This window comes from Enterococcus larvae (genome assembly GCF_017830045.1).
Classification (GTDB): domain Bacteria; phylum Bacillota; class Bacilli; order Lactobacillales; family Enterococcaceae; genus Enterococcus_L; species Enterococcus_L larvae.
In genome coordinates, this window is the sequence record NZ_JAEDXU010000001.1 from 1 (window position 1) to 22,338 (window position 22,338).

Genomic DNA, 22,338 nt, shown 5'->3' on the forward strand with positions numbered 1-22,338 from the left:
GTTTCCACTTGCGTGGAAAACAAGGAGCGAAGATTGATGTTGGTTTGGCACTGATGGCTCTAAATCTAAGGAAATTAGGGAAGCACATGGAGAGAAAGAGACGGAAAGAAGAAAAAACAAGCCAGATTTTGATATTGATCATCAAAATCAGACTTGTTTTCTTTTTGAGAGTAGACTATTGTCCCACTCTCTTCTATTATTGATAGTATAACTGTTCTGATGGATAAGCGGCTGTAGAAGTGATGTCGATACCTAGCTTTCTTAACGCCTGTTCATTCGCCTTGCTTAACAGCACTGTAGAATGTGCCTGAGCATCCTCAAGCTCCACCAGCTTTTCATAGGCACGCTGTGCTGTCGGATTAGTTACTGCACTGATAGCAAGTGCAATCAATACTTCACTGACATCTAACGAATGCTCCTTCATATGCATCTCATTTTTCTTCAACTTTTGGATCGTTTCAAGCGTAATTGGCGACAACAAATGAATGTCATCATCAATATTGGCTAAAGATTTAACAGCATTCAGTATGACAGAAGCCGGAGCTTCCATTAATGAAGTTGTTCTTCCCGTTATGATTTCTTTCGAGGGCAATTCTAACGCAATCACTGCAACTGGGTCCTTTGTCTGTGATTCAAATTTTTCTGCATATTCATGAGCAGGAGCAACTACACTGCGATCTTCCGGTTTCAGCCCTACCTCTTCCATGATCAGACTGATTCGATTCACAGCTTCTTCATTGACTAGTCCCTTTTTAAAATCTCCTTCTGTTTGGAAATAACGACGAATAATTTCCTGACGAGAGGCTTCTTGAACAACCTCATCATTGATGATACCAGCTTCGATTCGATTAACACCCATATCTGTAGGTGATTTATATACAGATTCCTGATCAGTGATTTTCTCAATAATCCGCTTGATCACAGGGAATGTTTCAATGTCTCTATTGTAGTTTACTGCCATGTCTCCATAATAATCTAAATGGAAGGAATCAATCATATTTACATCGCCTAAATCTGCTGTCGCTGCTTCATAAGCAATATTCAGCGGATGTTTCAACGGAACATTCCATACAGGAAACGTCTCAAATTTTGAATAGCCCGCCGCATGTCCCTTTTTGCTTTCATGATAAAGCTGGTTTAGACAAGTAGCCAATTTACCGCTTCCCGGCCCGGGAGCAGTGACAATAACAATTGGTTTTTCTGTTTCGATATAGTCATTTTTTCCAAACCCTTCGCTTGAGACGATTTTTTCAACATTCAGCGGATAATTTTCGATTGCTTCATGCTTATAAACCTTGATATTTCTTCGTTCCAGCTTGTTTATAAATACCTTTGTTGCCGGTTGATTGTTGTAACGAGTGATTACCACGCTATTGATCAGCAATCCGTAGCCTCTCAGCTCATCAATCAAACGCAGGATATCCATATCATACGTAATACCATAATCTCCACGAATTTTATTGCGTTCAATATCTCCTGCATATAAGCAAATCAGTATCTCCGCCTGATCCTTCAGCTTTTGCAGTAATTTAACCTTGATATCCTCCTGAAATCCCGGCAGCACCCGTTTGGCATGCTTATCATCTACCAGCTTTCCTCCAAATTCCAGATAAAGCTTATCATACTGATTCACTCGCTCTAAAATATACTGGGATTGCTCTGTAAGGTATTTCTCTGAATCGAATCCAATCTCTCTCACCAAGACTCCTCCTTATAATTGACACGAACTTCTCATTACTTTGTTTCAAGTTCCTTTCTTTTTGCAGGTCCGTTAGCGATTTGCTCTACACAACTTTACGACTAGAGCATTCGTACTCCTCCTTATTATTGACACGAACTTCTTGTTACTTTGTTTTAAGTTCCCTTCTTTTTGCAGGTCCGTTAGCGATTTGCTCTACATAACCTTACGACTAGAGCAATCGTACTCCTCCTTATTATTGACACGAACTTCTCATTACTTTGTTTCAAGTTCCCTTCTTTTTGCAGGTCCGTTAGCGATTTGCTCTACATAACCTTACGACTAGAGCAATCGTACTCCTCCTTATTATTGACACGAACTTCTTGTTACTTTGTTTTAAGTTCCCTTCTTTTTGCAGGTCCGTTAGCGATTTGCTCTACACAACTTTACGACTAGAGCAATCGTACTCCTCCTTATTATTGACACGAACCTCTTGTTACTTTGTTTTAAATTGATCAAAACTGAGTCTGACTCTTCCTATTTCTTCTGTCAGCTCTTTTGCGAGGAACTAGATTCTTGATCCTCGACCATCCCATAACATTCTTCCATTAATCCTCTCATTCGTCAATAAAAAACTGTACAAAAATCATAAGATTGTGGTTTTTTGATTGAACATTGAAAATCAAAAACAAATTCGAAAGAAATTGCGTCTTATAATGACAGAGCCGAATAAAAATATTGCTCTTTTGAACAAATAAGCTAAAAAATTCGATAGCTAAGTAAACCTCCTCAGCCATCGAATTTTTCTATGTGTCTTACGTCATAAACTATTTTTCTTCGGTATTAATAATAGAAGATAAACAGAGGCCGAGACAGAAGTGTTTAGCTACAAGCACCAGATAGGTACTTTTCAGGAGCTGCTTCTGACTCGCCGTTTATTCGGATTTAAGGTATGGAAAAGAGTGGGAACAGATTGTTGCTCCACTCACCTTTGCTTCTCTGGTGATTTAAGTTCTACTGTACAACAATTTCCTTACTGCTGCCTCCACTGTTTGTGAAGTCAACTGTGAACGTATCCTGCGTACTGTCATAAGTGATTCCTTCACTCATTGTCAGGATATTTCCATAATCCTTTGGAAGCTTGATTGTCATTACTGCATTCGATTGTGTTGGATCAGACAACACATAGGTTTTTTCGGTTCCTGTTTCCTGCTTCAACAGTGAAACAGGTTTATTTGCGCTGATTCCTGCAATCGTTCCACCAGTAGTTTTCCATATATTGATCCCTGTGTAGCCTTTTTCCTTCAGTGCTACTGCCTGAATATCTGCTGTGTTTTCTAAAATCGTTACTGGCTTCTCCAGAGCATATTCTGTTAGCTTAGCTTCACTGATTCCCGGTAATACAACATACGCATAGGCAGCTTCTGCTGGCTGCTTACCATGATCGATCAGGAATTTACGATAGTTTCCAGTATAGACATCGGTACTCGGAAAGGCTTCATTGATTTCACTGTACTTTCCTGTACGGGTTTCACTAATGACATCAATTGTTGTTTCATTTGGGAAATAATACCCGACTGAAGTGTTGGCATGATCCGACGTCAGCAGCAGCCATTCCTTCTTGCTTTGCTCCACAGGATCTGTGATTGCTCCGTTATTCGAAAGAACCTGATAATCATAACCATCATTCAGCAAACGATTATCCACAACTGTTTCTATGGAAGCTGTTGTGTCTCCAGTAATACCGGCTCCCAATGCAACAACCTGCCCATCAACGACAAACCATGATTTTTTACCTTTCAAGTTCATAGGTAAAACTTGTCCATTATTCTTGGTACCAGCTTTATTCAGTGCCATTCCAACAACAGCTTTATCCTCAAGGGAAACACCACCTACCCAGCTTTCCTTAGAGGTCACTGTCGTAAACGCGGAAATTTCGTCCTGTAGCGGTACTGTATCAACCGTTGTTCCCGGCAATCGATACGGATCTACAGTTGGCCAATAAGCCTTATTGAACTGTACCTCATCATCATTATAGAGATACATCATCCCATCTGCAGTATGCCAGCCTCGTTTATTTTCTTTGTTGCCAGCTTCAAAGGAAGAAATACGACTGGAATACAAGCTTAGGCTCAGCATATATTCAGGAGTTCGCTGAACGAATCGATCCATTGATGCATACATCTTAGCACCTACAAAGGGAAGCTGATCTCCAATGATCGATGAATCGGCAAATAAATCAAGAGTCATAGACAAATCATTAAAATCCCTAGTATTTGTCAAATAATAATCCGGATTTTCTTTCATCCAGTATTTTACAGCTTCCTTCAGCTTCTTCTGGCTTTCGTTCGGCGCAAATTTCGCAACGATCAATAGATTATACATAGTCGTTGAGCCGTAACCATTTTTAGTTTTGGACGGTGCTCTTGAAATGGAACGGCCATTAACACCCGGAAGCATTTCTCCCTGATAGACCAATGGTAAAAAAGCACGTTCCACATTTTCAACGAAAGAAGCAGTGACCTCCGGCGCCATTTCAAACTCGGAGCCTTGTGTGATACTCAGTATCTGTCCGACACCCTTTATCAAAACATTTCCGTAAGAGCCGGTATAAGGAATATTGTTGTGCTGGATAAAGGACCCGTCCTCATAAAAGCCGTCACCCTTTGAGACTAATTCAAACACATCGACAATACTATCAGATGCTTGACGAATTTTTGCCGTATCCTTCTGTAGAATCCCCAAGCCTAGAACAGTTTGCGCTAAATCTGTCCGATTCGCACCCGAGGTCACAAAATTGGGAATAAAAGCCAAATCGATAAATACGCCCTGCGGTTTTGTGTAAAGCTGTTTGAACGGATCTGGTACGTAGCCGCTGATTGCTGTTGTATAGTTTTGCATTTTTTCAGGAGGAAGCTCATCGCCAAGAACCATTAAGATACTGATAAATTTCTGTGGAACACCAATCTGCCAATCCCACCAATTACCATGATATTTCTTGCCGTCATAGCCCTTTTTTTCAATCATGAAATCCATCCCTGCTTCAACTGCCGAAAGGATCATCGGATCTTTATAGTAGCTGGTTCCCTTCGTTCCATAAGCAAGTGCCAGCTTCTGCAGTTTGGTAAACTGAGTCGTAAAATCAGCGGAGGGCGTATTGCCCGCTTCAAGCGCCCAAAGAAATGTTCGATCTGGGTCCTTATCCATTTTCTGATATAGATCTTCCGCAGCTGCCGATAGTGTTTGAACATACTGCACAACCTCAGGGCTTGTTTCGTCGTATTGATCAGAGACTAACTGATCTCGCCACTTCTTTTGAAGCTCCTGATAGCTTGAACTAGCTTCAGCAAGACTTTTTCCACTAGACTCATAAAGAGCCGCTGCCTGCCCATGATTTACTTCTTCTGCGAATGCTGTATCACTACTGCATAAAACGGCTCCCGCCAAAATAGAACAGCTAATCAATAAAATCGAACTTTTGTAACTTGTCATCATTTTTGCACGTCCTTTTCATTCAATTGTAGTGCTCCCCATCCCCAGTGCTAACCAGCTGTTCAGCTGTGTCTCTGTTTTCGTGGTCCCCCCTTTACTGCTGCCAGCTGCTATTACATTCCAGAATCATTGACCCAATACAATGTTCTGGGAAACATAAACTTAGTTGTCTTCTCTTACCGATTTCCATAAGCTTTATTTCTGACTTACGAATGTTTAGATTTCCCCTCAAAAGCAAAGCTGATTGATCCAAAAAAGCTGCAGAATCCATGATCAAGGTATTCTACAGCTTCTTTTTTATCCTAATATACCGAATGCACTCAATGCGATAGAAAGAATCAAGATCAACCAAATCACTCTAGTTGAATTCAATTTTTTCTGTCCCAGCATCCAATAAGTCAATAGCACCAATAAAATCGGAACCAGTGATGGCAGGATAGCATCCAAGGTATCTTGAATGACCAACTCAACACCGTCTTTCTTGTATACAAATGGAACAGTAGCTTTAACAACGGAAGGAATCAGCGCTCCAATAACTGTAACTCCCAAAACCGTTGCGGCATTTGTAAATGCAGACAGTTTATCCTTTAATGTCGTTACCAGCTTCACTCCTTGTTTATACCCAAGCGGCAGTAATGCCGCACGTGCAAATAGTAAAGCAATATTGGCAATGATCCAAATCACACAGCCGACAACCGAACCGTTTTGAGCAAGAGTTCCGGCAACAGAACCGAAAATCGTTCCCCAAATCACGTGAAATAGTGAGTCTCCCACACCTGCAAGTGAACCCATCAAGGCTGTTTTCAATGCAACGATTGTGTCTTTCGCTTTGTATCCGTCCTGCTCTTCAATGGCCACATCGATCCCCATGATCAAGTTTCCAAAGATTGCATTTGTATTGAAGAACTGGTTATGCGTGCGCAGCATGTCTTGGAGCTGCGTCTCATCATGACCGTAGAATTTTTTCAGTACTGGTAGAATCCCATAGAGATATCCTGTACTCATCATACGTTCGTAGTTCCAGTTCAGTTGACTTCCTAGAATATAACGCCAGCTAATTGCATTTAGTTCTTTTTTCGTTAATTTTTGATTACTCATCCCCGTCAAATCCTCCTTCGAACGTACTTGTTCCAGAAACTGATTGCGTTACTGATTTATCACTGTCTCGCTTGAATACCAGCATTGCCGCCACAACTCCGATAATTGACACTCCCAGCATAGGCACTTGCAGATAAGCAGCTAAGAAAAAGCCCAGCAATAAATATGGAATGTATTGTTTTGTTGGTAGGTAGCGCAGCAGAATCGCTACACCGACAACCGGTAAAACCCCACCGGCTGTTTTTAGTCCTGTCATCAGCCACTCTGGTGTATTCTCAGTAATTGTTGTAACTGCCGCATCGCCAACAAGCAACATCAATAGAATTGGAATGGCACGAGACAAGCCCCAAAGGAATGAACCGGAAAGAACAAAACGAGGAATACGATTGACCTGCATATTATCAATTGCTTTATCTACTCTATGCAGCAGATACACGTTACAAAAACGAGCAACAACATCTAATTGAAGCATCAGTAAGGATACAGGAACCGCTAAACCAATCCCATATTCAGCTCCTTTTCCTGAAATAACCGCAAAGGCTGTTCCCAAAACTGCTCCAGTGAAATAATCCGGTACAGAAGCGCCGCCAAACGCCGCGATCCCCAAACGCATTAACTGCAAGGTGCCGCCGACCATCAAGCCGGTTTTAAGGTCTCCCATGATCATCCCGGAAATCATACCGGCAATGGCCGGCTGTGTCAAAGTATTTGAAATAAGTGAATCGTTGATTGCAATAAAGGCATAAATCGTAATAAGAATGATTTGATACGCAGCTAAATGCATGATTTTTTCCTCCTGAAATTAATTTCTTAGTTTGTCCATAAAGTCGATTGATGGATCATTTGGTACTAACTGTGCTGTGATTTTTACGCCTTTGGAAGCAATCACTTCAAAAACCGTTTCTTCTTCTTCCATGACTTGAATGCTCTTCGTTACCTCACGAGCACCTTCTTTATAGCTCATATTCCCAACGTTGATTGTTTCAAAGCTGCCCCCTGCCTCCAAGTATCTTAAAACATCTGCTGGATTCTTGAACAATAGAAATATGCGTTGCTTTCCGTACTTTCCTTTTTGAATATTGGCTGCTGCTTCCGATACAGGTAAAACAGATAACCGAATAGATGTTGGCGCTGCCATTCGAAGAGATGACTTTTGCAAAGAATCTGCTGCTGCTTCGTCGTTTGCAACAATAATCCGCTGAGTATCCAGACTTGTTGCCCAAATGCCTGCAACTTGTCCATGGATCAGTCGTTCGTCGATTCGAACATTCACCAGCTTTGCTTTTCCTTCGTATTCTTTGTATTTGTCAAAATCAGTTTCCACTTCTGTTGCCGTCACTTCTACCGTCTGCTGCATCTTCGCTTTGACATTCACTATGCTGTCCTTAGAAAGCCCGACTAGCTCATCTGCTGTGATAGTTGAATTGACTGCCGCTTCTATTACTAACGGAAGAGACATACCTGCAACGATTTCTACCTGATCGTCTTCCAAATAGTTCTTTACTGCAACATTACATGGGGTCCCTCCGGCTAAATCTGCTATGATCAATGTCTGTCCGTTAAGGGCTTTCATTTTAGCAAGCAGATCGTTTTCAAACTGGATATTATCCCCATCGGGCTTTAAAGAAACGGTATGGATCTGTTCTAAGTGACCGACGATCATTTCCAGACTCCCTTTGACCCCTTCAGCCATCGCTCCATGACTGATCAATAAAATATTCTTCACTTGATTCCCTCCTAAAAGTGCAGGTCGCCTCCACTTAACATGTTATATCGCTTACATGCATACTATATCACATGTTAAGTCATTCGTAAACCTAATATCTTAATATATTGAATTTTTTTTTCATTTTATCCTCAAGTAATTATAGTGTACAATTACTTTAAATTAAAGCGATTGCTAAAGTTAAGTTGACATGTTATCCTTAAATTGACAGTAATTATAGAAAAGGAGGCATTTTTGTGATACCTAAATATGAACAAATCAAACAAGATCTTCTATCAGTGATCAAAAATCATACATTTATCCCCGGCGACAAATTCTACTCTGAAGCAGATATCAAACGAAATTACTCGGTCAGCTCAATTACTGCAGTAAAGGCCTTGAATGAGCTGACAAATGCCGGATATCTTTATCGAATCCAAGGAAAAGGAACCTTCGTATCAAAATCGAAAATTTCTCAAAACGTAAAATTTTCTGATATTGAGCTGCACTCTCTTGATACCGAAAAAGTTCAGGTCCTCTCTATTGAGGAAGAACAGGAGCCGGATATTTTAAAGGAACTGGGTTTGCCCGCAGGCAGCTCCTACTATAAAATCAAGCGAGTTCGTTCCTTCGACGATATCCCATTCCTTGTTCATATTACTCACCTGCCAAAGAAACTGGTCAAAGAGCCCCTCTCAGAGGATCTTTCTGCTTATGCCAGTGTCTATGAAAAGGTTCGAAAGGATTTCGGCATCGACCTATTTTCTCTAGCATCAACAGAGACAAATGAGATTGTCTTCCCAGATGATCCTGAGCTTTTGAATCTTCTACATCTTAGTTTTCGTGAGCCGGCTGTTAAGCAGATCAAGCATTCTTATTTACCTGATCGCAGTGTTGCGGAGTACATTATCAGTTATAAGCATTGGAAATACTTCAAGACAAAAATAGAAGTAGAAGCTGAATAAGCCTCTACTTCTTCTTTATTTGCTAAAAATCGGTTTTTCTGAAAACTGCAGATTCTGGATTTCAATTCCTTCGGTCTCAAAAATAATGATTTCGTTATTCCCTTGATTCAACAATTCCTTTGGGCAATAAAGGGAACAATTTGGACCGAGATTCCAGTAGCGTCCGAGGTTGAAGCCGTTGACACAAACAACGCCCTTTCCATAATCCGAGCAGTCAATAAATGTGTCGCCTACCTGTTCTAAGTCAAAGGTTACTTGATAGAAAGACGGCTGTTCTGAATTCTGACCAGCTTGAAAATCAATAGCCGCCAGCTGTTCTTTTCCCAGCGTTAAAGGATACTGGACATATCCCTGATGAAAATGGATGTCCTGCATGATGCCACCGCGAATCCCCTTTGATTGGGTTGGACCATTTAACTTGAATCCATAATTCACACGCCCGATATTTTCCGTAAGAAGGTCTAAAGCAATCGCCTCTTGATCCGTATTTCCTTTGATCAACAGCTCTTCCCCATTGGTTTCCTGATATTGTGTTGCTTCATGCCTACCATCCACATAAATCTGAATTCGGTCACCGGCTTCAACAATCTTCAGCTTGTTTTCATGCTGATAGTTTTTTAGTTTTACTGAATAAAGCATATAGCCATAGCCAGTTCCTGCCTGTTCCATCGTCAACGGATAAGCAGAATGAATCCCTTCCACAAGCTTGTCCTTTGTTTGGAATAAAGAAACACTTGCAGTCACTGGATATCTGCCCAATTCTATTACTTGCTTTTTGCGAGGCTCTGCCTGCCATACGTCAGGACAAACTTCTTTAATAGCCTTTTGAACTGCATAGTATTTTTCTGTTGGTTCGCCCCACTCCGTCAATAGCGCATCATAGTCATAGCTGGTCACTTGAGGTAAATCCGTTGTTCCTCTGGCAGAACACCCATTATAGAAACCAAAGTTGGTTCCGCCATGAAACATGTATAGATTCAACGAGCCGACTTCCAGCATATCTCTGACTTCTGAAGCCAAATCCTCGGCCTCTCGTTTGATGATTGGCTCACCCCAACGATTGAACCAGCCATCCCAATATTCCATACACATGATCGGCCATTTTTTTTCGTGTCGCTTCATGAAATTGGACAAAATCTCAGCATTTTCCTTTGAATGACTACCAAAGTTTCCTGTCACAAAAACATCTTCTTCGATCAATGTTCCAGCATCCAGGACTTCATCCCATGCACCGTCTGATGTAAACAGAGGAACATCGATGCCCAGCTCTTCCATCAGCTGTTTCGTTTGACGAAGATATTCCTTTTCCATGCCATAAGAGCCATATTCGTTTTCAATCTGCATCATGATGACAGGACCGCCATGAGTGATTTGCAGCGGCACTAATTTAGAAAGCAGCACTTGAAAATACTGACGGACTCTCTGCATAAACCGCGGATCTGTTGAACGTAGCCTCATACCGCTTTCCTTCAACAGCCAAGCTGGTAATCCACCGAATTCCCACTCTGCACAAATATATACCGATGGGCGTAATATGACCATCAGCTCCATTTTCTGTGCGGATTTCACAAAGGCAACAATATCCTTCAATCCCTCAAAATCAAATTGACCTTCAATCGGCTCATGTATGTTCCAGGGAATATAGGTCTCAACAGTATTTGCACCCAATGCTTTTAGGTTATATAAGCTGTCTTCCCATTGCGCAGGCGTCATTCGAAAGTAATGAATTGCTCCACTTATCAGTTTCACAGGCTTACCGTCTAATAGAAAATCTTCCTTTATCTCAAATGTTTCCATGTTCTCTCTCCTTACCAATATCTCTGCCATTCCGGTTTCGCTAGTCGCATCAGAGCCTCAAAGTAAAAATAGTCCCCCCATAGGTTAGGTTCATCAATTCCTTTGCCTTCTCCGTGAGCATAAACACCATGTAAAAGCAGTCCTTCATTTTCCGGTAAATCCTTTGTCGTATAGAGCTCGCCCAATTGATAGATCATCCCTGCAGCAATACTTGCCGCCTCAGGATAGGCGTCTAAACTAGATGCCTCCAACAAACCACATGCTGCAATAGCTAATGCGGAACTGTCTTTCTCAGAAGGAAGCGCATCGTTGAAATCAAAATCCCAATAAGGAACCAAATCGCTCGGCAGATTTTCAATAAAAACATCTACGACGCTGCTGTAAATCTCGGGGGCAACTGTCGCTCCCATACTCACTTCATTCAAGGGAATCCCTAAAACAGCCCAGCTTTGTCCTCTCGCCCAGATCGAGTCATCACTATTCCCTTGATGTGTCGCGCCATGAGTAGGTTTTCCATTGGTAGGATCAAAATAGTATGTGTGAAAGGTTGTTGCATTTTCACGTATCACTGTATCTAAAAGTGTTCGATAATGTTTTTCAGCTGTCTCTGCATAGCTTGCATCACCGGATATTTTTGCTGCTTCAAACAATAAAGGCAGATTGATCAATGAATCAATGATCAAACGATATTCTTTAGGGTCACCGCATTTCCCCCAAGCCTGAATAAAATTGCCCTGCTCTTGAAAACGAGCAGTCAGTACATCTGCAGCTTGTAAAAGCTCTTTTTTACAGGCTTCATCTCCGGTAATCCGATAACCCGCTCCGGCAGATAGACTGTAAAGAAAACCAATATCATGGTGATCCAACACGAAATGATCATCTAAGCGCTGCTGAAAACTCTGAATATTTTCTAACGCTCGTTTTAAAAAGCGGTCGTTTCCTGTCCACTCATAAGCCAGCCAAAGCATTCCTGTCCAAAAACCATTTGTCCAATCATCATTTGGTTTGATTCGATAGATTCCGTTTGTTGCAGAGGCTGAGGGAAATGCTGTTCCGTATCGTTCCATATTCTTTTCAAGCTTCTGAATGCAGAAATCGATTTGCTTCTCTAGCCATTCGGCAGTAACATTCTTTCCTAAGTCAATCAAACGCACTTTATTTTCTTGAAGAGTCATTATTACATCTCCTTAACTTGTTAACATATTAACTTATGTTATTATACCCCATAAAAATAAAAAAAGCGAACTTTCTATAAAAAATGTCTTTGAACATCTATAAATCCTGCATAAAAAATGAGGAATACCATTGCCTGTCTTACCTATAGAGCTGAATTGAGTGATGATTCTCTTAACAGAATCTATATAAAAAGAGGCTGAAACAGAAGTGTTTAGCTACAAGCACCAGATAGGTACATTTCAGGAGCTGCTTCTGACTCGCCGTTTATTCGGATTTAGGGTATGGAAAAGAGTGGGAACAGATTATTGTCCCCACTCACCTTTCATCTTTTATTCTTTTTCATTTATCCAGTCTGAAAATCAGCTGTTTTTTCCGAACACCTCAATTTGTGTAAGTGCTGGGAACGGCGAGTCATCCTCAGCTTTCTTCAGGTCCTTCAAGGTAATGGATTCTGTCTCTTTCTCTGCAAATCTGACATCCTGGAATACAAGGGAATCGCCAGTTGAAACGGTGATTTCCTCCCCGTCGGAAAACGCCAATGTCACCTTTGTCCAATAGCTGTCATGGGGATAATCTGCTCTGAACAATAGGCGTACCCAGTCTACCTTGACCTTACGTCCAAATGTAATAGTCAATGCTGCATCTTTTTGTTGGTTGATCCCCCATGAAGCAAAGGGATAAGATCCATGAGAAAGATTGCCTAATTTCCCATCGATTGCATTTTTTGCAAAGAAAACTGCTTCTCCTCTTGTTTCAACATTCGCACTGGCATGAGGATAGGCTCCCGATGCCTCTTTCTGATCATGTGTATTAACAGATAGATTCTGATAGCTCTCGATTTCAAAATCGTATGCCTTACGAACCACTATGTGGTGACGTTTGGACTGGAAACCAGTATCTACAGAAGCTGTTCTTGCTTCCTCGGTTGTAGGGATAGTATACTCCCATGTCATTTGAGGTAAATAGATCAAAGATGGTGACAGCGTTTCGTCAAGTTGGACTACGAAAAACTTGTCTGCTTCATCTGTTGTTACAACAATTTTATCTCCGGCCTCGTAAACGTAGTCCTTGATAGCCAAAACTGCCAATTCTTCGCCATCAGCAGCAAATAAGTCAATGTCCTTCTCATGGTCAATTTTTCCTTTAATCGTTGCATCCTGTTGATTTTTCAGCTCTATTCTTATCATTCGTTCGCTTCCTCTTTTCTCTTGATTTCTCCGCCGACCAAACAAATCAGCCGATGACTTCCTGCGGAAATTTTCCCTTTTAAGCTGGGAAAGCTTGATCTTGGAAAAAATAATGACGTGTTGGGTTCCGGCTGAACAATCATCGCTTCATCATAGCCTTCGATCCCTATAATATGAGATGTCAGATTCCCTTCATCAACTGAGGCAGACTCTCCTGAAACCGTCCCCTGGGCTTGGCGTCCTTTCATTCCAACGCTAAAGCCGCCTTCTCTGAAAAACAAGGTCTGCTGTGTATTGATTTCGTGAATCCGTACATGCCATTCACCTAATGGATATAGTTCTGTACAAATTTCTACCCCCGAAAAAGGAGACCAATAGTGACGAACATGATCCTCCGACAGCTCAAAATTCAGCGTCTCTCCCTTTGTTCGAAAATAACAAGCATCCATAGAAAGTGCCAGAGTGTTATCAAAAGCACCTTCTTCATAACGAACTCCAGCTTTTGGAACACTAAAGCCGAATTTTGTTGAATAAACAAATTTACTATATTTTGCTTCTGCATGAGCTTGGCCCTCAATGAATAAGCCAGCAGGAAAGCCTAATACGTGATGACCCGCCTTTTCACACTGAAGCAGCATTTGTCCATTCTTTACTAGCCGTCGTTTCTTTTTTTGTATCTGAACAGGTTCTGCCTGCCAGAAAGGATGATCCTCGGGTACAGCTAAAAGCAAAAACGTTTTAAGTGCCCAATAAGGAGATCCCGGTGCATTATAGCCTTCAGCCATAACCATATTTTCATAGTGATAACCAATCGAAAGACGGCCATCAAAGGTAAAGATCGGCTGCGCCAGCCAATTTTTAAGATGGCTTGAAAGAAGACCTTTGATTTCTCCCCATGGACGTGCCTCTACATCAGCAAAAACTAAAGCTGAGAAAAAAGCGCCCTGTGCAAAACGATACGCCAGACTTCGACCATAAGGCAACGCTTCTCCATCTTCATCAAAATAATAGATAAAATCCTGAGCAAAACACTTCGCTCTATCGATAAACCGTTGCGCGCCTGTAGGATCTTCCTCTTTCATATACACAGAATAGATCAAGCCGTAATAGTGAAAGGCAAAGGGAATATAATAGTCTCTTTGGGCCGTCTTGCCATCCACATACCAGCCTTCTCCAACATACATAGAGTCAATCAGGTGCAATTCTTCCTGCAGCATTTTTCGATCCAGCTCTTCTCCGCAATGGAACAAAGCAACACGAATCAATACCTTGAAAAATGTCCAATTATTTTTGGGTATTTTTCTTTCTAATGCCTGCTTCAGCCATGTAGAAATATTTTTTTGTGCCTCTTCTGTCAGAGCTTGCCACACGTAATCATGATGCAGCAGCAAAGTCAGCGACAGTGCCGCCATTTCTACGATGTACTGATCATAATTTTCAATATCTCCCCAATAATACGGACTTGATGGATCGGTGCCTTTTGTCAGCTTATCAATATAAGCATCTCTTAATGCATCATCTGTCACCATTTCCCAATAGGGTGCAAGTCCCCACAAGGGACGGATAAGCGCTTCCATATCTGACCGTTTTTGATCATAAACAGCTCCGCTGCTGCCGAGATGAAGTCCCGGATAGTCGGCTTCAAGCATTTCCTTTCTCAACGGTTGGAGCAACTCTTCCAGCCCCTTAGCATAATCAGCCTTTATCAAAAAATCGTTCTTACGAAGATTCATTTTCTGTCCTCCTCATTTACCAGAAAGAATAGCAAGAGAAGGCTTCTTTTTCAAAAGATTTTTTCTCATCAAATGAAAATAGAATGTGTACATTCTCATCAAAGGTAGCTAACTTAACTTGTTTTCCCTTGCATCAAAAAATTAGAAAAGCAGAATCAAAGATCATAAAAAAATACTTCCCTCTTAATACTTAACATAAAACACATGAGAATACAAAGAGAAAAAAAGCGATTGCTCGCTTAATTTTTTTATATTGAAACTAAAACAACAGACAGCTGCTGTAAACCATATCGCTAGTCAAAGTATAGAAAAGAACTGATCCCTCTCTTTTGCTTTTTGGAAGTCTACTCGTTTCCTCTTCCTTCATTCTCTTCTATATCTGATTATACAGCAATCGGCTCTCGATTATGTTATGTTGTTCACTTAGGCTGTCACCTTCGCTTCCTGCTAATACCAGCAGATATTCCTCCCCCTCTACTTCTGCAAGACTCGCCAAACATAAACCAGCATCAACTGTATACCCTGTTTTCCCACCGATGATCCGACCGCTGTCCAGCTCTAAGGATTCATCACGGCTGATAACAGTGCTGATAAAGGTTAGCCCGTCAACGTGCATATTAGTGCCGCTGCTCTGATAAGACAGAGAAGTAAAAACATGGTAAAAGGTTTCATTGTCCAATGCATATTCCAAGAGCCTCATGATGTCCTCAACCGTTGAATAGTGATCTGGTGCATCCATTCCTGTCGCATTGGAAAAGTGTGTATTTTTCATACCTAAAGCAACAGCTCTCTCATTCATATCAGCTACAAAAGACTGCTCATCTCCACTGATTGCTCGCACGGCTGCCAAGGCTGCGTCAGCTCCCGAAGGCAGTATGATGCCATACAATAACTCACGATAGCTGATAACTTCTCCCGGAATCAGACCAGCTGTCGCCAGCCCCTGCGCTTCTATTTCCGGAAAAATATCATGTGGTACCTCCACCAGCTCTTCAAGATTTTCGACATTCTCAATGATAGTAAGAGCCGTCATGATTTTTGTCATTGAAGCAACTGCAATCCGTTCTGTTGCTTTTTTACTTTTCAGCGTCTTCCCTCCTCTTTGTTTCAACAAATAATTTTGCCCTGAAACAGCATTCGACTGATCTTGTAAAAGTGAAAACGGACGCTCAGCACTAGAACGATTAAATAAAAAGAGATTGACCCCTATCAATACAAGAATAAGTAATATAAGCATCGCAATTGTTTTTATAAAATTATTTTTTTTATACATAAAATGACCTCCCTGCACTCTCATTTAATCATGTGCAGGAAGATCATATTTTAATATTCGCTTAGTAGTACCTTAAGAAATCTTAAGCTGTTCCCTTAGTACATATCCCCACTGTTTTCTAAAGAAAATGACACTGCTTAACTTACAGAGGAGTGGACAAACACATTTTTTCTGTGCATTGAGCGCCACGTAATATAGCTTATCACCAATAGGATTGCACTAGATAACAGGATCGTTATCCCAGAATGACCGAGAAGAAACGCCGCTCCTACAGACAAAACAATACTAAGTAATCCAATAAGCATCGTCACAAGGACTGGGATCGACTGTTTTATAGGCTGCTGTTCATTTGTCCACTTAAAATTAGGATACATCTGGTTCAGCTTTAGCCCAATCATTGCCATAAAAATACAAAAACAGCTTGGAAACAGAAACAGTAAAAATGCAGAAAATCCCGTCAGAGAAAGGGAGAAAATCAATGCAACACAACCTACCCATAGCCCTGGCAAAAACAATAGCAAATTAACGGCCAGCTTAGCAGCGTATATTTTACCAATAGGTATCGGCAAACTGGCGTACTGCCAGTCACTCTTTCCTTCCATGCTGATAGCTGCACTTGTTGTCGTAGTGATTCCTAAGAAAAGACATGGAACATAAGGCAGCCAAGGTAAAAATTGCTGGATCGTCATCCCTTCAGGAAGCGCAGTTCTTAATTGATCCAGTAGAAAGGGAACACTTAATGCCGCTGCCAAAAAGAGGATCACTCCTATCATAGAGTTCGTTACGTAAAGTGCACTGGAAAAGTAAAGTCGAAATTCTTTTTCCAGTAAACTACGAAACAGATTACGTTGCTTGAAGGTTTCAAGTTTGAATACACTTTTTCTCACGCGTAAAGACAGCTTTGCATTGATCTGTAAATAATAGCGATTCAGCAGCGCTAAAAAAAGAAGTGCGGGTAGAACTGAAAGTATGATGAATACCAGAAGCAAAAACGGCTGATTTGAAAATCCACTGTTAATCAACTTTAGCAATGGATAGGAACTTTCCAGCTGAAGCAACCCATTCTTGAGTAACTCGTTCAGCTGGGCATTGTCATAATTCGTTAAAGAAATTGATCCCGCCATTAGAGCAACTACACCACCTAGACTTAAGAGAACGACAACAAGCTGTTGGTATCTGAAGTTAGAGGCAATCAGTGAAATTACTGTTGTCACAATCACACCCAGAATTAACGGCAGCAATGGAACAAATGGGAGAATGACCAGTGTACCAAGTAACGGCCAAATACTCTGGGTATGCCAACAGTAAAGCAGCATAGAAGGAACTAAAGCAATGAAGCTAAAAAGAAGATTCAACAAATAAAGACTGAAAACCTTGCTCATCGTTATGATCTGAGGTGCTATTGGTAAAGCCATCAAGGTATCAAAATCACGAAAACCAAAAAGAAAACCGCTGCCTTTCATGAAAGTTAAAACTAAACAGATTATCGAAGACAGAAAGACCATCATCCCCGGCACATAACTCTTCAGCCCCATTTCAATCAACAGAAAACCGATTCCCAACAGATAGCTGATTGCAAGAACCGTCAGAAGAACTGCCCCGATAACAATTGCGGTCAGCTTCGTTTTACTTTGATGACGCAGCTTGTTCAATCCATAGCCCCTTACTTGCAGTTGAACGAGTGCTTTGAATTTATTCACCGCCGACCACCTCCAAGAACACTTCCTCCAATGTTCGAGTACCGCGTACCTCTTCTGTCGTTCCGCATTTCTTCAACTGCCCATGATCAATCAAGGCAATCTTATTGCACAAAGTTTCAGCAACTTCCAGTACATGCGTAGAGAAAAAAACTGCACTGCCATCCTCACAAAGCTCATGAAGCATTTGCTTCACATGGTATGTCGCTTCTGGGTCCAAGCCGACAAAGGGCTCATCCATGATCAATAGCTTTGGCTGATGGACAAATGCCGCAATCAATGCCAGCTTTTGCTTCATCCCATGAGAATAGGTACTAATCAAATTCCCCAGCTGATCCGTCAACGTCAGCCGTTGTGAGAATTGCTGTACCCGTTCCTGTCGAAGAGACGTTGGTACCTCGAAAATATCAGCAATAAAATTGATATACTGATAGCCAGTCAGATAATCATATAAATCTGGATTATCAGGCAAATAGGCCAATTGGGATTTACAAACAAGAGGCTCTGCGACTATGTCGTGTCCATCGATCAGTATTTTTCCCTGATCAAAATGGAGTGCTCCTACAACAGATTTTAATGTCGTCGTTTTTCCTGCACCGTTATGCCCGATAAAACCAAATATATCTCCTGCCTCTACAGACAGATTCAAATCATCGACAGCCACGAAACCGCCGGAATAGACCTTGGTCAATTGTTGAATAGATAATATAGTCATGATATGACAACCCCTTAAAAACAGTATTTATATTACTTTGCCTATCTTTATTATAGAAATAGTTTGGAACAGAAGCAAAGGAGTTGCAGGAAACTGTCGGGAATATAAGTATCCTAATAAGATACTTTCTTTACCTATAGATTCAGTTAAACTACAAAGCAGTATTTCTTTTTCCGTCTCAGATCAAGTCTCTTTTTTTCAGCTGCTCCAATCGAAGAACTATCTTCTGAATATCTTTTTGATCACTAAGAGCCAAGAATAGAGGATTGGTCAAAACAAAATCAATCATATCTGTTTTGACCATCTCAGAATCTCTCGGAGTTTGGCTTCCAGTTTCTAGACTGTCAAACCACTGATCCACCTGATCAAAGTAAGCATCTCCATGAAATCCTGTTGGAAAGCTTGTCCTACTCAACACATCCGTAAACTTTTCAAGAACGACAACTCCCTGATCATCTTTCATTTGTGCAAAGCCGGACGCAGCAGACAGCTGGAAGTTCAATAAAAGGATGGGATGCAGCTGCTGTAAATCAAAAATCTCTGCCAATTGTTCCCCTCTTTTAACTGTCTCCTTAAATTTTTCAGGCTCATCTGTTAATAACTGAAGATAATTCGTGAACAGACTCATTATTACACCTATATACTGAAATAAAGCACTTTGAAGTGTCGCTATTGCTCGATCATTTTCTCCTTTGATTTGAAATGCGCCGGCAATCAAGCTTTCAACTGGAAAACTGGTCGGCAGTGTCTCTCCCAATATCTCTAGAACCCGATCAGCTTCCTGTAAGGTAAGCAGAGTATAGGCCTCTAATTTTGCAGCATGGATGATACATTCAGGATCTTTCGATTCTGTGCGAACATGGACAAACCATTCTCCTGCTTCTTTCATATATTGCTGTACTTTGTCCTCCATCGTTGCTCCCGGAAGGCGGTCAATATGATTGATCACCAGCAGCCCCATCTGTAAGACAAACGGGTGACAGGAATAATAACGATGAACAAAGCTTCTGATGGAGGTCAGCACATCCTCTGGTGATTTTGTCTCAAAGGAGCCCTTAAGAGAGGTATAAATATGCTGGATCTCCTTCGTCGTCAGCTGCGGTTCATAATTCAACAATGAATCAATCGTCATATCAAAATACGCCGCAAGCAACGGCAGCAGCGTGATGTCGGGGTATGTCAAGCCAGTCTCCCATTTGGAAACAGCTGCTTTCGAAACACCCACAAATTCTGCCAGCTCCTGCTGTGTGATTTTCTTCTCTTTTCTTTTCTCTGCAATAACAGAGCCCAGGTTCATTTTCATGACTGCACATCCTTTCAACTCTATTTTACGTTTTCAAGCACCCATCTTCAATGGAACAGCAGTTAATTGTTGGTGTCTATGATCAACTTTTAAGATACATCAATGAGATGGACGTTTACTTAGTTCAAGAAATACAAAAAAACCGGATCACACAAAATCAGGTTTTCTGATCTTCGTATGATCCGGTTCGGTTTTTTCATCCCAATAAAGTAGTGTGTGACAGCAATGCTATCATTTATGGAGCAGCTTTGCTCCCTTTTCACAAACGGAATAAATGGCGTCATAGGTTTCTTCAATGACAGGATTCAAGGCTTCTATTTGAATCGCCTTCATCTTCTTAAAGACAAAATATGGAGATATCCAGCCAATAAATGCCGGGATAGCTAATAGAATACTTAAGAAAATCCGTGGAGGCTCTGCTGTAACAGCGAAAACAGATCCTGCCATAAAAGCTGTACCGACGATCCCTAATGTTAATGCGGCGATCGTTGCTTTTGTCGTTTTCGCCTTTTCCAGTTCTACTAAATCAGCTACACCAGCTTCAAATTTTCGCTGCAATCGGGTAAGCTCCGCTTTATTGATGATTCGGCGGTCACGCTTTAGCTTGATGAAATGATCGGTATGAGCATGACGTGTATTCTCATCTACATCCCAGCCAAAGTATCCGTAGCAATCCACCAACAAAGAAAACATTGGACTGGCTGTAGATATTTCTTTGTATTCATACCCAATAAAATGATGTCCTTCTTTTTCTATTCGATTCATAGGTCTCTCCAATCCAGCTTATTTTACTGCAGGTATCCTAACATTAAAGGTCGTGCCTTTATCCAATTCACTGTTCACTGAAATCGTTGCACCTGAAACCTGTACGACTCTCAAAACCAAGGCCAGACCAAGTCCGTTCCCTTGCAGCGCATGAGAAGTATCTCCTTGATAAAATTTATCAAAAATATGATTCATCGTTTCCTTTGTCATCCCGCAACCTGTATCAGTAATCGAAACAACAATATCCTTTTGTTCGGATTTCTGGATCAACGAAATACTTCCCCCCTGCTCCGTAAACTTTATAGCATTTGACAGCAGATTATTCCAAATCAGTTCCAGCATACTCTTATCTGCGCATACCATAGCCTGATCTTCAGTATCAAATACAAAATCGATATCTTTTTCCGACCAACGTTCCTCAAAACTGAGCACACAGTCACTTAATTGCCGGCAAAGATCATACGGTTCAGGTATCGCCTGAATCACTTGATTTTCAAGCTTACTTAATTTTAAAATATTCGTTATCAGATCAGCTAACTTTTGCGTACTGTCAATGATCGTATCTAAATATTCTTCCTTCAATTCTACTGAGATAGCTGGATTTTTCACTGCTGTTGCATAATTTTGGATGATCGACAGGGGTGTTCTCATTTCGTGGGAGACATTAGAAACAAAATCTGTTTTCATCGTCTCTATGCTTCCCAGCTCTTCCACCATCTTGTTAAAGTCCTCTATCATCACATCAATATAATTCTGTTTTTCGGCAACGATATTTGGCGGCTGGACGTAAACAGAAAAATCTCCTTCAGCGACCTTCCTTGTCGCCTCGCTTAGCGTGTGCATCGGCTTATCAAAGGAATGATAACGAACATATGCAGATACCCCGCAAACAACTGCCGTTACAATCAACCAATACAAAACATACCACGCCAGATAAGGCATTGCATGTGCTAAAAGCGTTTTAAACCCACCATAAAAGATAGCCGGAAGCGCAGATAAAATTCCTAAGCTGAAAAAAAGAATCAGGTACTCTACCCAAGAAAAGCGACCGATTTTCATGCCTTTCTTTTGCTTCATCGTAAAACCGCCTTATAACCTAATCCCCGTACAGTTACAATATCAAAGCCATCACACTCAGAAAATTTATCCCTCAGCTTTGTGATGTAGACATCTACAGATCGCAGGCTTGTTTCGCTTTCCAGCCCCCAGAACTCATCCATCAGCTGACTACGTGAAAAAGTCTTTTTCGGATAGGCTAAAAGCTTATAAAGGATGTTGAACTCCCGTAATGTGACAGCAACCTCTGCCCCATCAACAATCGCACTCAATGCGTCTGAATCCAATACCAGATTTCCTACTGTCAACTCCTTCGCTGCTTCGATATTTGCTCGACGCAAAATGGCCCCTACGCGTAAGGCCAGTTCCTCAAGATCAAAGGGCTTCACAAGATAATCATCTATTCCCACTTGAAATCCTTTTTGCTTGGCAGTCATATCATCTCTGGCAGTCATAAAAAGGATTGGAATCGTTTTATTGATTTCACGAACCGTCTGAGCAAATTCAAAGCCATCAATATCCGGCATCATAATATCAGAAATGATTAAGTCATACAAATGACTATACATTGCATCATAGGCTTCGTTTGCATCAAGACATCCCTTTACTTGGTATCCTTTATCACCTAAATACGTGCATACAATCTGGTTAAGCTTTTTATCATCTTCCACTACTAAAATATGAATCATCAACATTCC

General features: G+C 41.1%; 17 protein-coding genes and 1 pseudogene. 2 read left to right on the forward strand and 16 right to left on the reverse strand.

The window, feature by feature from the left end:
* Nucleotides 1–203, forward strand: a pseudogene (locus I6N96_RS00005) (IS5/IS1182 family transposase); the annotation flags it as partial.
* On the opposite strand, the gene I6N96_RS00010 reads toward I6N96_RS00005, so the two are convergent.
* The 5 genes from I6N96_RS00010 to I6N96_RS00030 all read right to left on the reverse strand — a co-directional run bounded on the left by I6N96_RS00010 (nucleotide 197) and on the right by I6N96_RS00030 (nucleotide 7,994).
* Complete coding sequence (locus I6N96_RS00010; protein WP_209555451.1) at nucleotides 197–1,699, reverse strand: DUF1846 domain-containing protein; 1,503 nt, start codon at nucleotides 1,697–1,699, stop codon at nucleotides 197–199. The pseudogene I6N96_RS00005 and the gene I6N96_RS00010 overlap by 7 nt on opposite strands.
* A gap of 993 nt (nucleotides 1,700–2,692) precedes the next feature.
* Nucleotides 2,693–5,173 carry a hyaluronate lyase HylB gene (gene hylB / locus I6N96_RS00015; RefSeq protein WP_209555452.1) on the reverse strand — a complete coding sequence of 827 codons (2,481 nt, stop codon included), beginning with the start codon at nucleotides 5,171–5,173 and terminating at the stop codon, nucleotides 2,693–2,695.
* Nucleotides 5,174–5,467: 294 nt separating this feature from the next.
* Nucleotides 5,468–6,268 (reverse strand): PTS system mannose/fructose/sorbose family transporter subunit IID, encoded by an 801-nt coding sequence (locus I6N96_RS00020; protein WP_209555453.1) that lies wholly within the window; start codon nucleotides 6,266–6,268, stop codon nucleotides 5,468–5,470.
* Nucleotides 6,261–7,052, reverse strand: a complete 792-nt coding sequence (locus I6N96_RS00025; protein ID WP_209555454.1) for a PTS mannose/fructose/sorbose/N-acetylgalactosamine transporter subunit IIC — start codon at nucleotides 7,050–7,052, stop codon at nucleotides 6,261–6,263. Before I6N96_RS00025 ends, I6N96_RS00020 begins: the two co-directional genes overlap by 8 nt.
* A gap of 18 nt (nucleotides 7,053–7,070) precedes the next feature.
* Entirely contained in the window at nucleotides 7,071–7,994 is a 924-nt protein-coding gene (locus tag I6N96_RS00030; protein ID WP_209555455.1) for a PTS sugar transporter subunit IIAB, read from the reverse strand.
* Nucleotides 7,995–8,230: 236 nt separating this feature from the next.
* Here I6N96_RS00030 and I6N96_RS00035 point away from each other — a divergent pair, with 236 nt between their 5' ends.
* Nucleotides 8,231–8,938 (forward strand): GntR family transcriptional regulator, encoded by a 708-nt coding sequence (locus I6N96_RS00035; RefSeq protein WP_209555456.1) that lies wholly within the window; start codon nucleotides 8,231–8,233, stop codon nucleotides 8,936–8,938.
* A gap of 15 nt (nucleotides 8,939–8,953) precedes the next feature.
* Here I6N96_RS00035 and I6N96_RS00040 read toward each other — a convergent pair whose 3' ends face one another.
* The 11 genes from I6N96_RS00040 to I6N96_RS00090 all read right to left on the reverse strand — a co-directional run bounded on the left by I6N96_RS00040 (nucleotide 8,954) and on the right by I6N96_RS00090 (nucleotide 22,329).
* Entirely contained in the window at nucleotides 8,954–10,735 is a 1,782-nt protein-coding gene (locus I6N96_RS00040) for a glycoside hydrolase family 35 protein (RefSeq protein ID WP_209555457.1), read from the reverse strand.
* 11 nt (nucleotides 10,736–10,746) lie between these two features.
* Entirely contained in the window at nucleotides 10,747–11,910 is a 1,164-nt protein-coding gene (locus I6N96_RS00045) for a glycoside hydrolase family 88 protein (RefSeq protein WP_209555458.1), read from the reverse strand.
* A 360-nt stretch (nucleotides 11,911–12,270) separates the two neighbouring features.
* Nucleotides 12,271–13,098 (reverse strand): hypothetical protein, encoded by an 828-nt coding sequence (locus tag I6N96_RS00050; RefSeq protein ID WP_209555459.1) that lies wholly within the window; start codon nucleotides 13,096–13,098, stop codon nucleotides 12,271–12,273.
* Nucleotides 13,095–14,831, reverse strand: a complete 1,737-nt coding sequence (locus I6N96_RS00055; RefSeq protein ID WP_209555460.1) for a DUF2264 domain-containing protein — start codon at nucleotides 14,829–14,831, stop codon at nucleotides 13,095–13,097. Before I6N96_RS00055 ends, I6N96_RS00050 begins: the two co-directional genes overlap by 4 nt.
* Before the next feature lie 373 nt (nucleotides 14,832–15,204).
* On the reverse strand, nucleotides 15,205–16,104 hold the full coding sequence (locus I6N96_RS00060; RefSeq protein ID WP_209555461.1) for a D-alanyl-D-alanine carboxypeptidase family protein: 900 nt from the start codon (nucleotides 16,102–16,104) through the stop codon (nucleotides 15,205–15,207).
* Between the two features lie 137 nt (nucleotides 16,105–16,241).
* On the reverse strand, nucleotides 16,242–17,804 hold the full coding sequence (locus tag I6N96_RS00065) for a hypothetical protein (protein ID WP_209555462.1): 1,563 nt from the start codon (nucleotides 17,802–17,804) through the stop codon (nucleotides 16,242–16,244).
* The gene (locus I6N96_RS00070) at nucleotides 17,797–18,510 is read right to left on the reverse strand and encodes an ABC transporter ATP-binding protein (RefSeq protein WP_430650113.1); all 714 of its coding nucleotides are present in this window, start codon (nucleotides 18,508–18,510) and stop codon (nucleotides 17,797–17,799) included. The genes I6N96_RS00065 and I6N96_RS00070 overlap by 8 nt, the downstream gene beginning before the upstream one ends.
* Before the next feature lie 184 nt (nucleotides 18,511–18,694).
* Nucleotides 18,695–19,819, reverse strand: a complete 1,125-nt coding sequence (locus tag I6N96_RS00075) for a helix-turn-helix transcriptional regulator (protein WP_209555464.1) — start codon at nucleotides 19,817–19,819, stop codon at nucleotides 18,695–18,697.
* Between the two features lie 231 nt (nucleotides 19,820–20,050).
* Nucleotides 20,051–20,584 (reverse strand): hypothetical protein, encoded by a 534-nt coding sequence (locus I6N96_RS00080; protein WP_209555465.1) that lies wholly within the window; start codon nucleotides 20,582–20,584, stop codon nucleotides 20,051–20,053.
* A gap of 18 nt (nucleotides 20,585–20,602) precedes the next feature.
* Nucleotides 20,603–21,661, reverse strand: a complete 1,059-nt coding sequence (locus I6N96_RS00085) for a HAMP domain-containing sensor histidine kinase (protein WP_209555466.1) — start codon at nucleotides 21,659–21,661, stop codon at nucleotides 20,603–20,605.
* Complete coding sequence (locus I6N96_RS00090; RefSeq protein ID WP_209555467.1) at nucleotides 21,658–22,329, reverse strand: response regulator transcription factor; 672 nt, start codon at nucleotides 22,327–22,329, stop codon at nucleotides 21,658–21,660. The genes I6N96_RS00085 and I6N96_RS00090 overlap by 4 nt, the downstream gene beginning before the upstream one ends.
* Between the last annotated feature and the right edge of the window lie 9 nt (nucleotides 22,330–22,338).

Bases quoted from the DNA above. Each gene is read 5' to 3' on its own strand.
- I6N96_RS00055 (WP_209555460.1), bottom strand. From the start codon at position 14,831: ATGAATCTTCGTAAGAACGATTTTTTGATAAAGGCTGATTATGCTAAG.
- I6N96_RS00085 (WP_209555466.1), bottom strand. From the start codon at position 21,661: ATGAAGCAAAAGAAAGGCATGAAAATCGGTCGCTTTTCTTGGGTAGAG.
- hylB (WP_209555452.1), bottom strand. From the start codon at position 5,173: ATGATGACAAGTTACAAAAGTTCGATTTTATTGATTAGCTGTTCTATT.
- I6N96_RS00025 (WP_209555454.1), bottom strand. From the start codon at position 7,052: ATGCATTTAGCTGCGTATCAAATCATTCTTATTACGATTTATGCCTTT.
- I6N96_RS00060 (WP_209555461.1), bottom strand. From the start codon at position 16,104: ATGTATAAAAAAAATAATTTTATAAAAACAATTGCGATGCTTATATTA.
- I6N96_RS00050 (WP_209555459.1), bottom strand. From the start codon at position 13,098: ATGATAAGAATAGAGCTGAAAAATCAACAGGATGCAACGATTAAAGGA.
- I6N96_RS00020 (WP_209555453.1), bottom strand. From the start codon at position 6,268: ATGAGTAATCAAAAATTAACGAAAAAAGAACTAAATGCAATTAGCTGG.
- I6N96_RS00090 (WP_209555467.1), bottom strand. From the start codon at position 22,329: ATGATTCATATTTTAGTAGTGGAAGATGATAAAAAGCTTAACCAGATT.
- I6N96_RS00080 (WP_209555465.1), bottom strand. From the start codon at position 20,584: ATGAATCGAATAGAAAAAGAAGGACATCATTTTATTGGGTATGAATAC.
- I6N96_RS00040 (WP_209555457.1), bottom strand. From the start codon at position 10,735: ATGGAAACATTTGAGATAAAGGAAGATTTTCTATTAGACGGTAAGCCT.
- I6N96_RS00045 (WP_209555458.1), bottom strand. From the start codon at position 11,910: ATGACTCTTCAAGAAAATAAAGTGCGTTTGATTGACTTAGGAAAGAAT.
- I6N96_RS00075 (WP_209555464.1), bottom strand. From the start codon at position 19,819: ATGAAAATGAACCTGGGCTCTGTTATTGCAGAGAAAAGAAAAGAGAAG.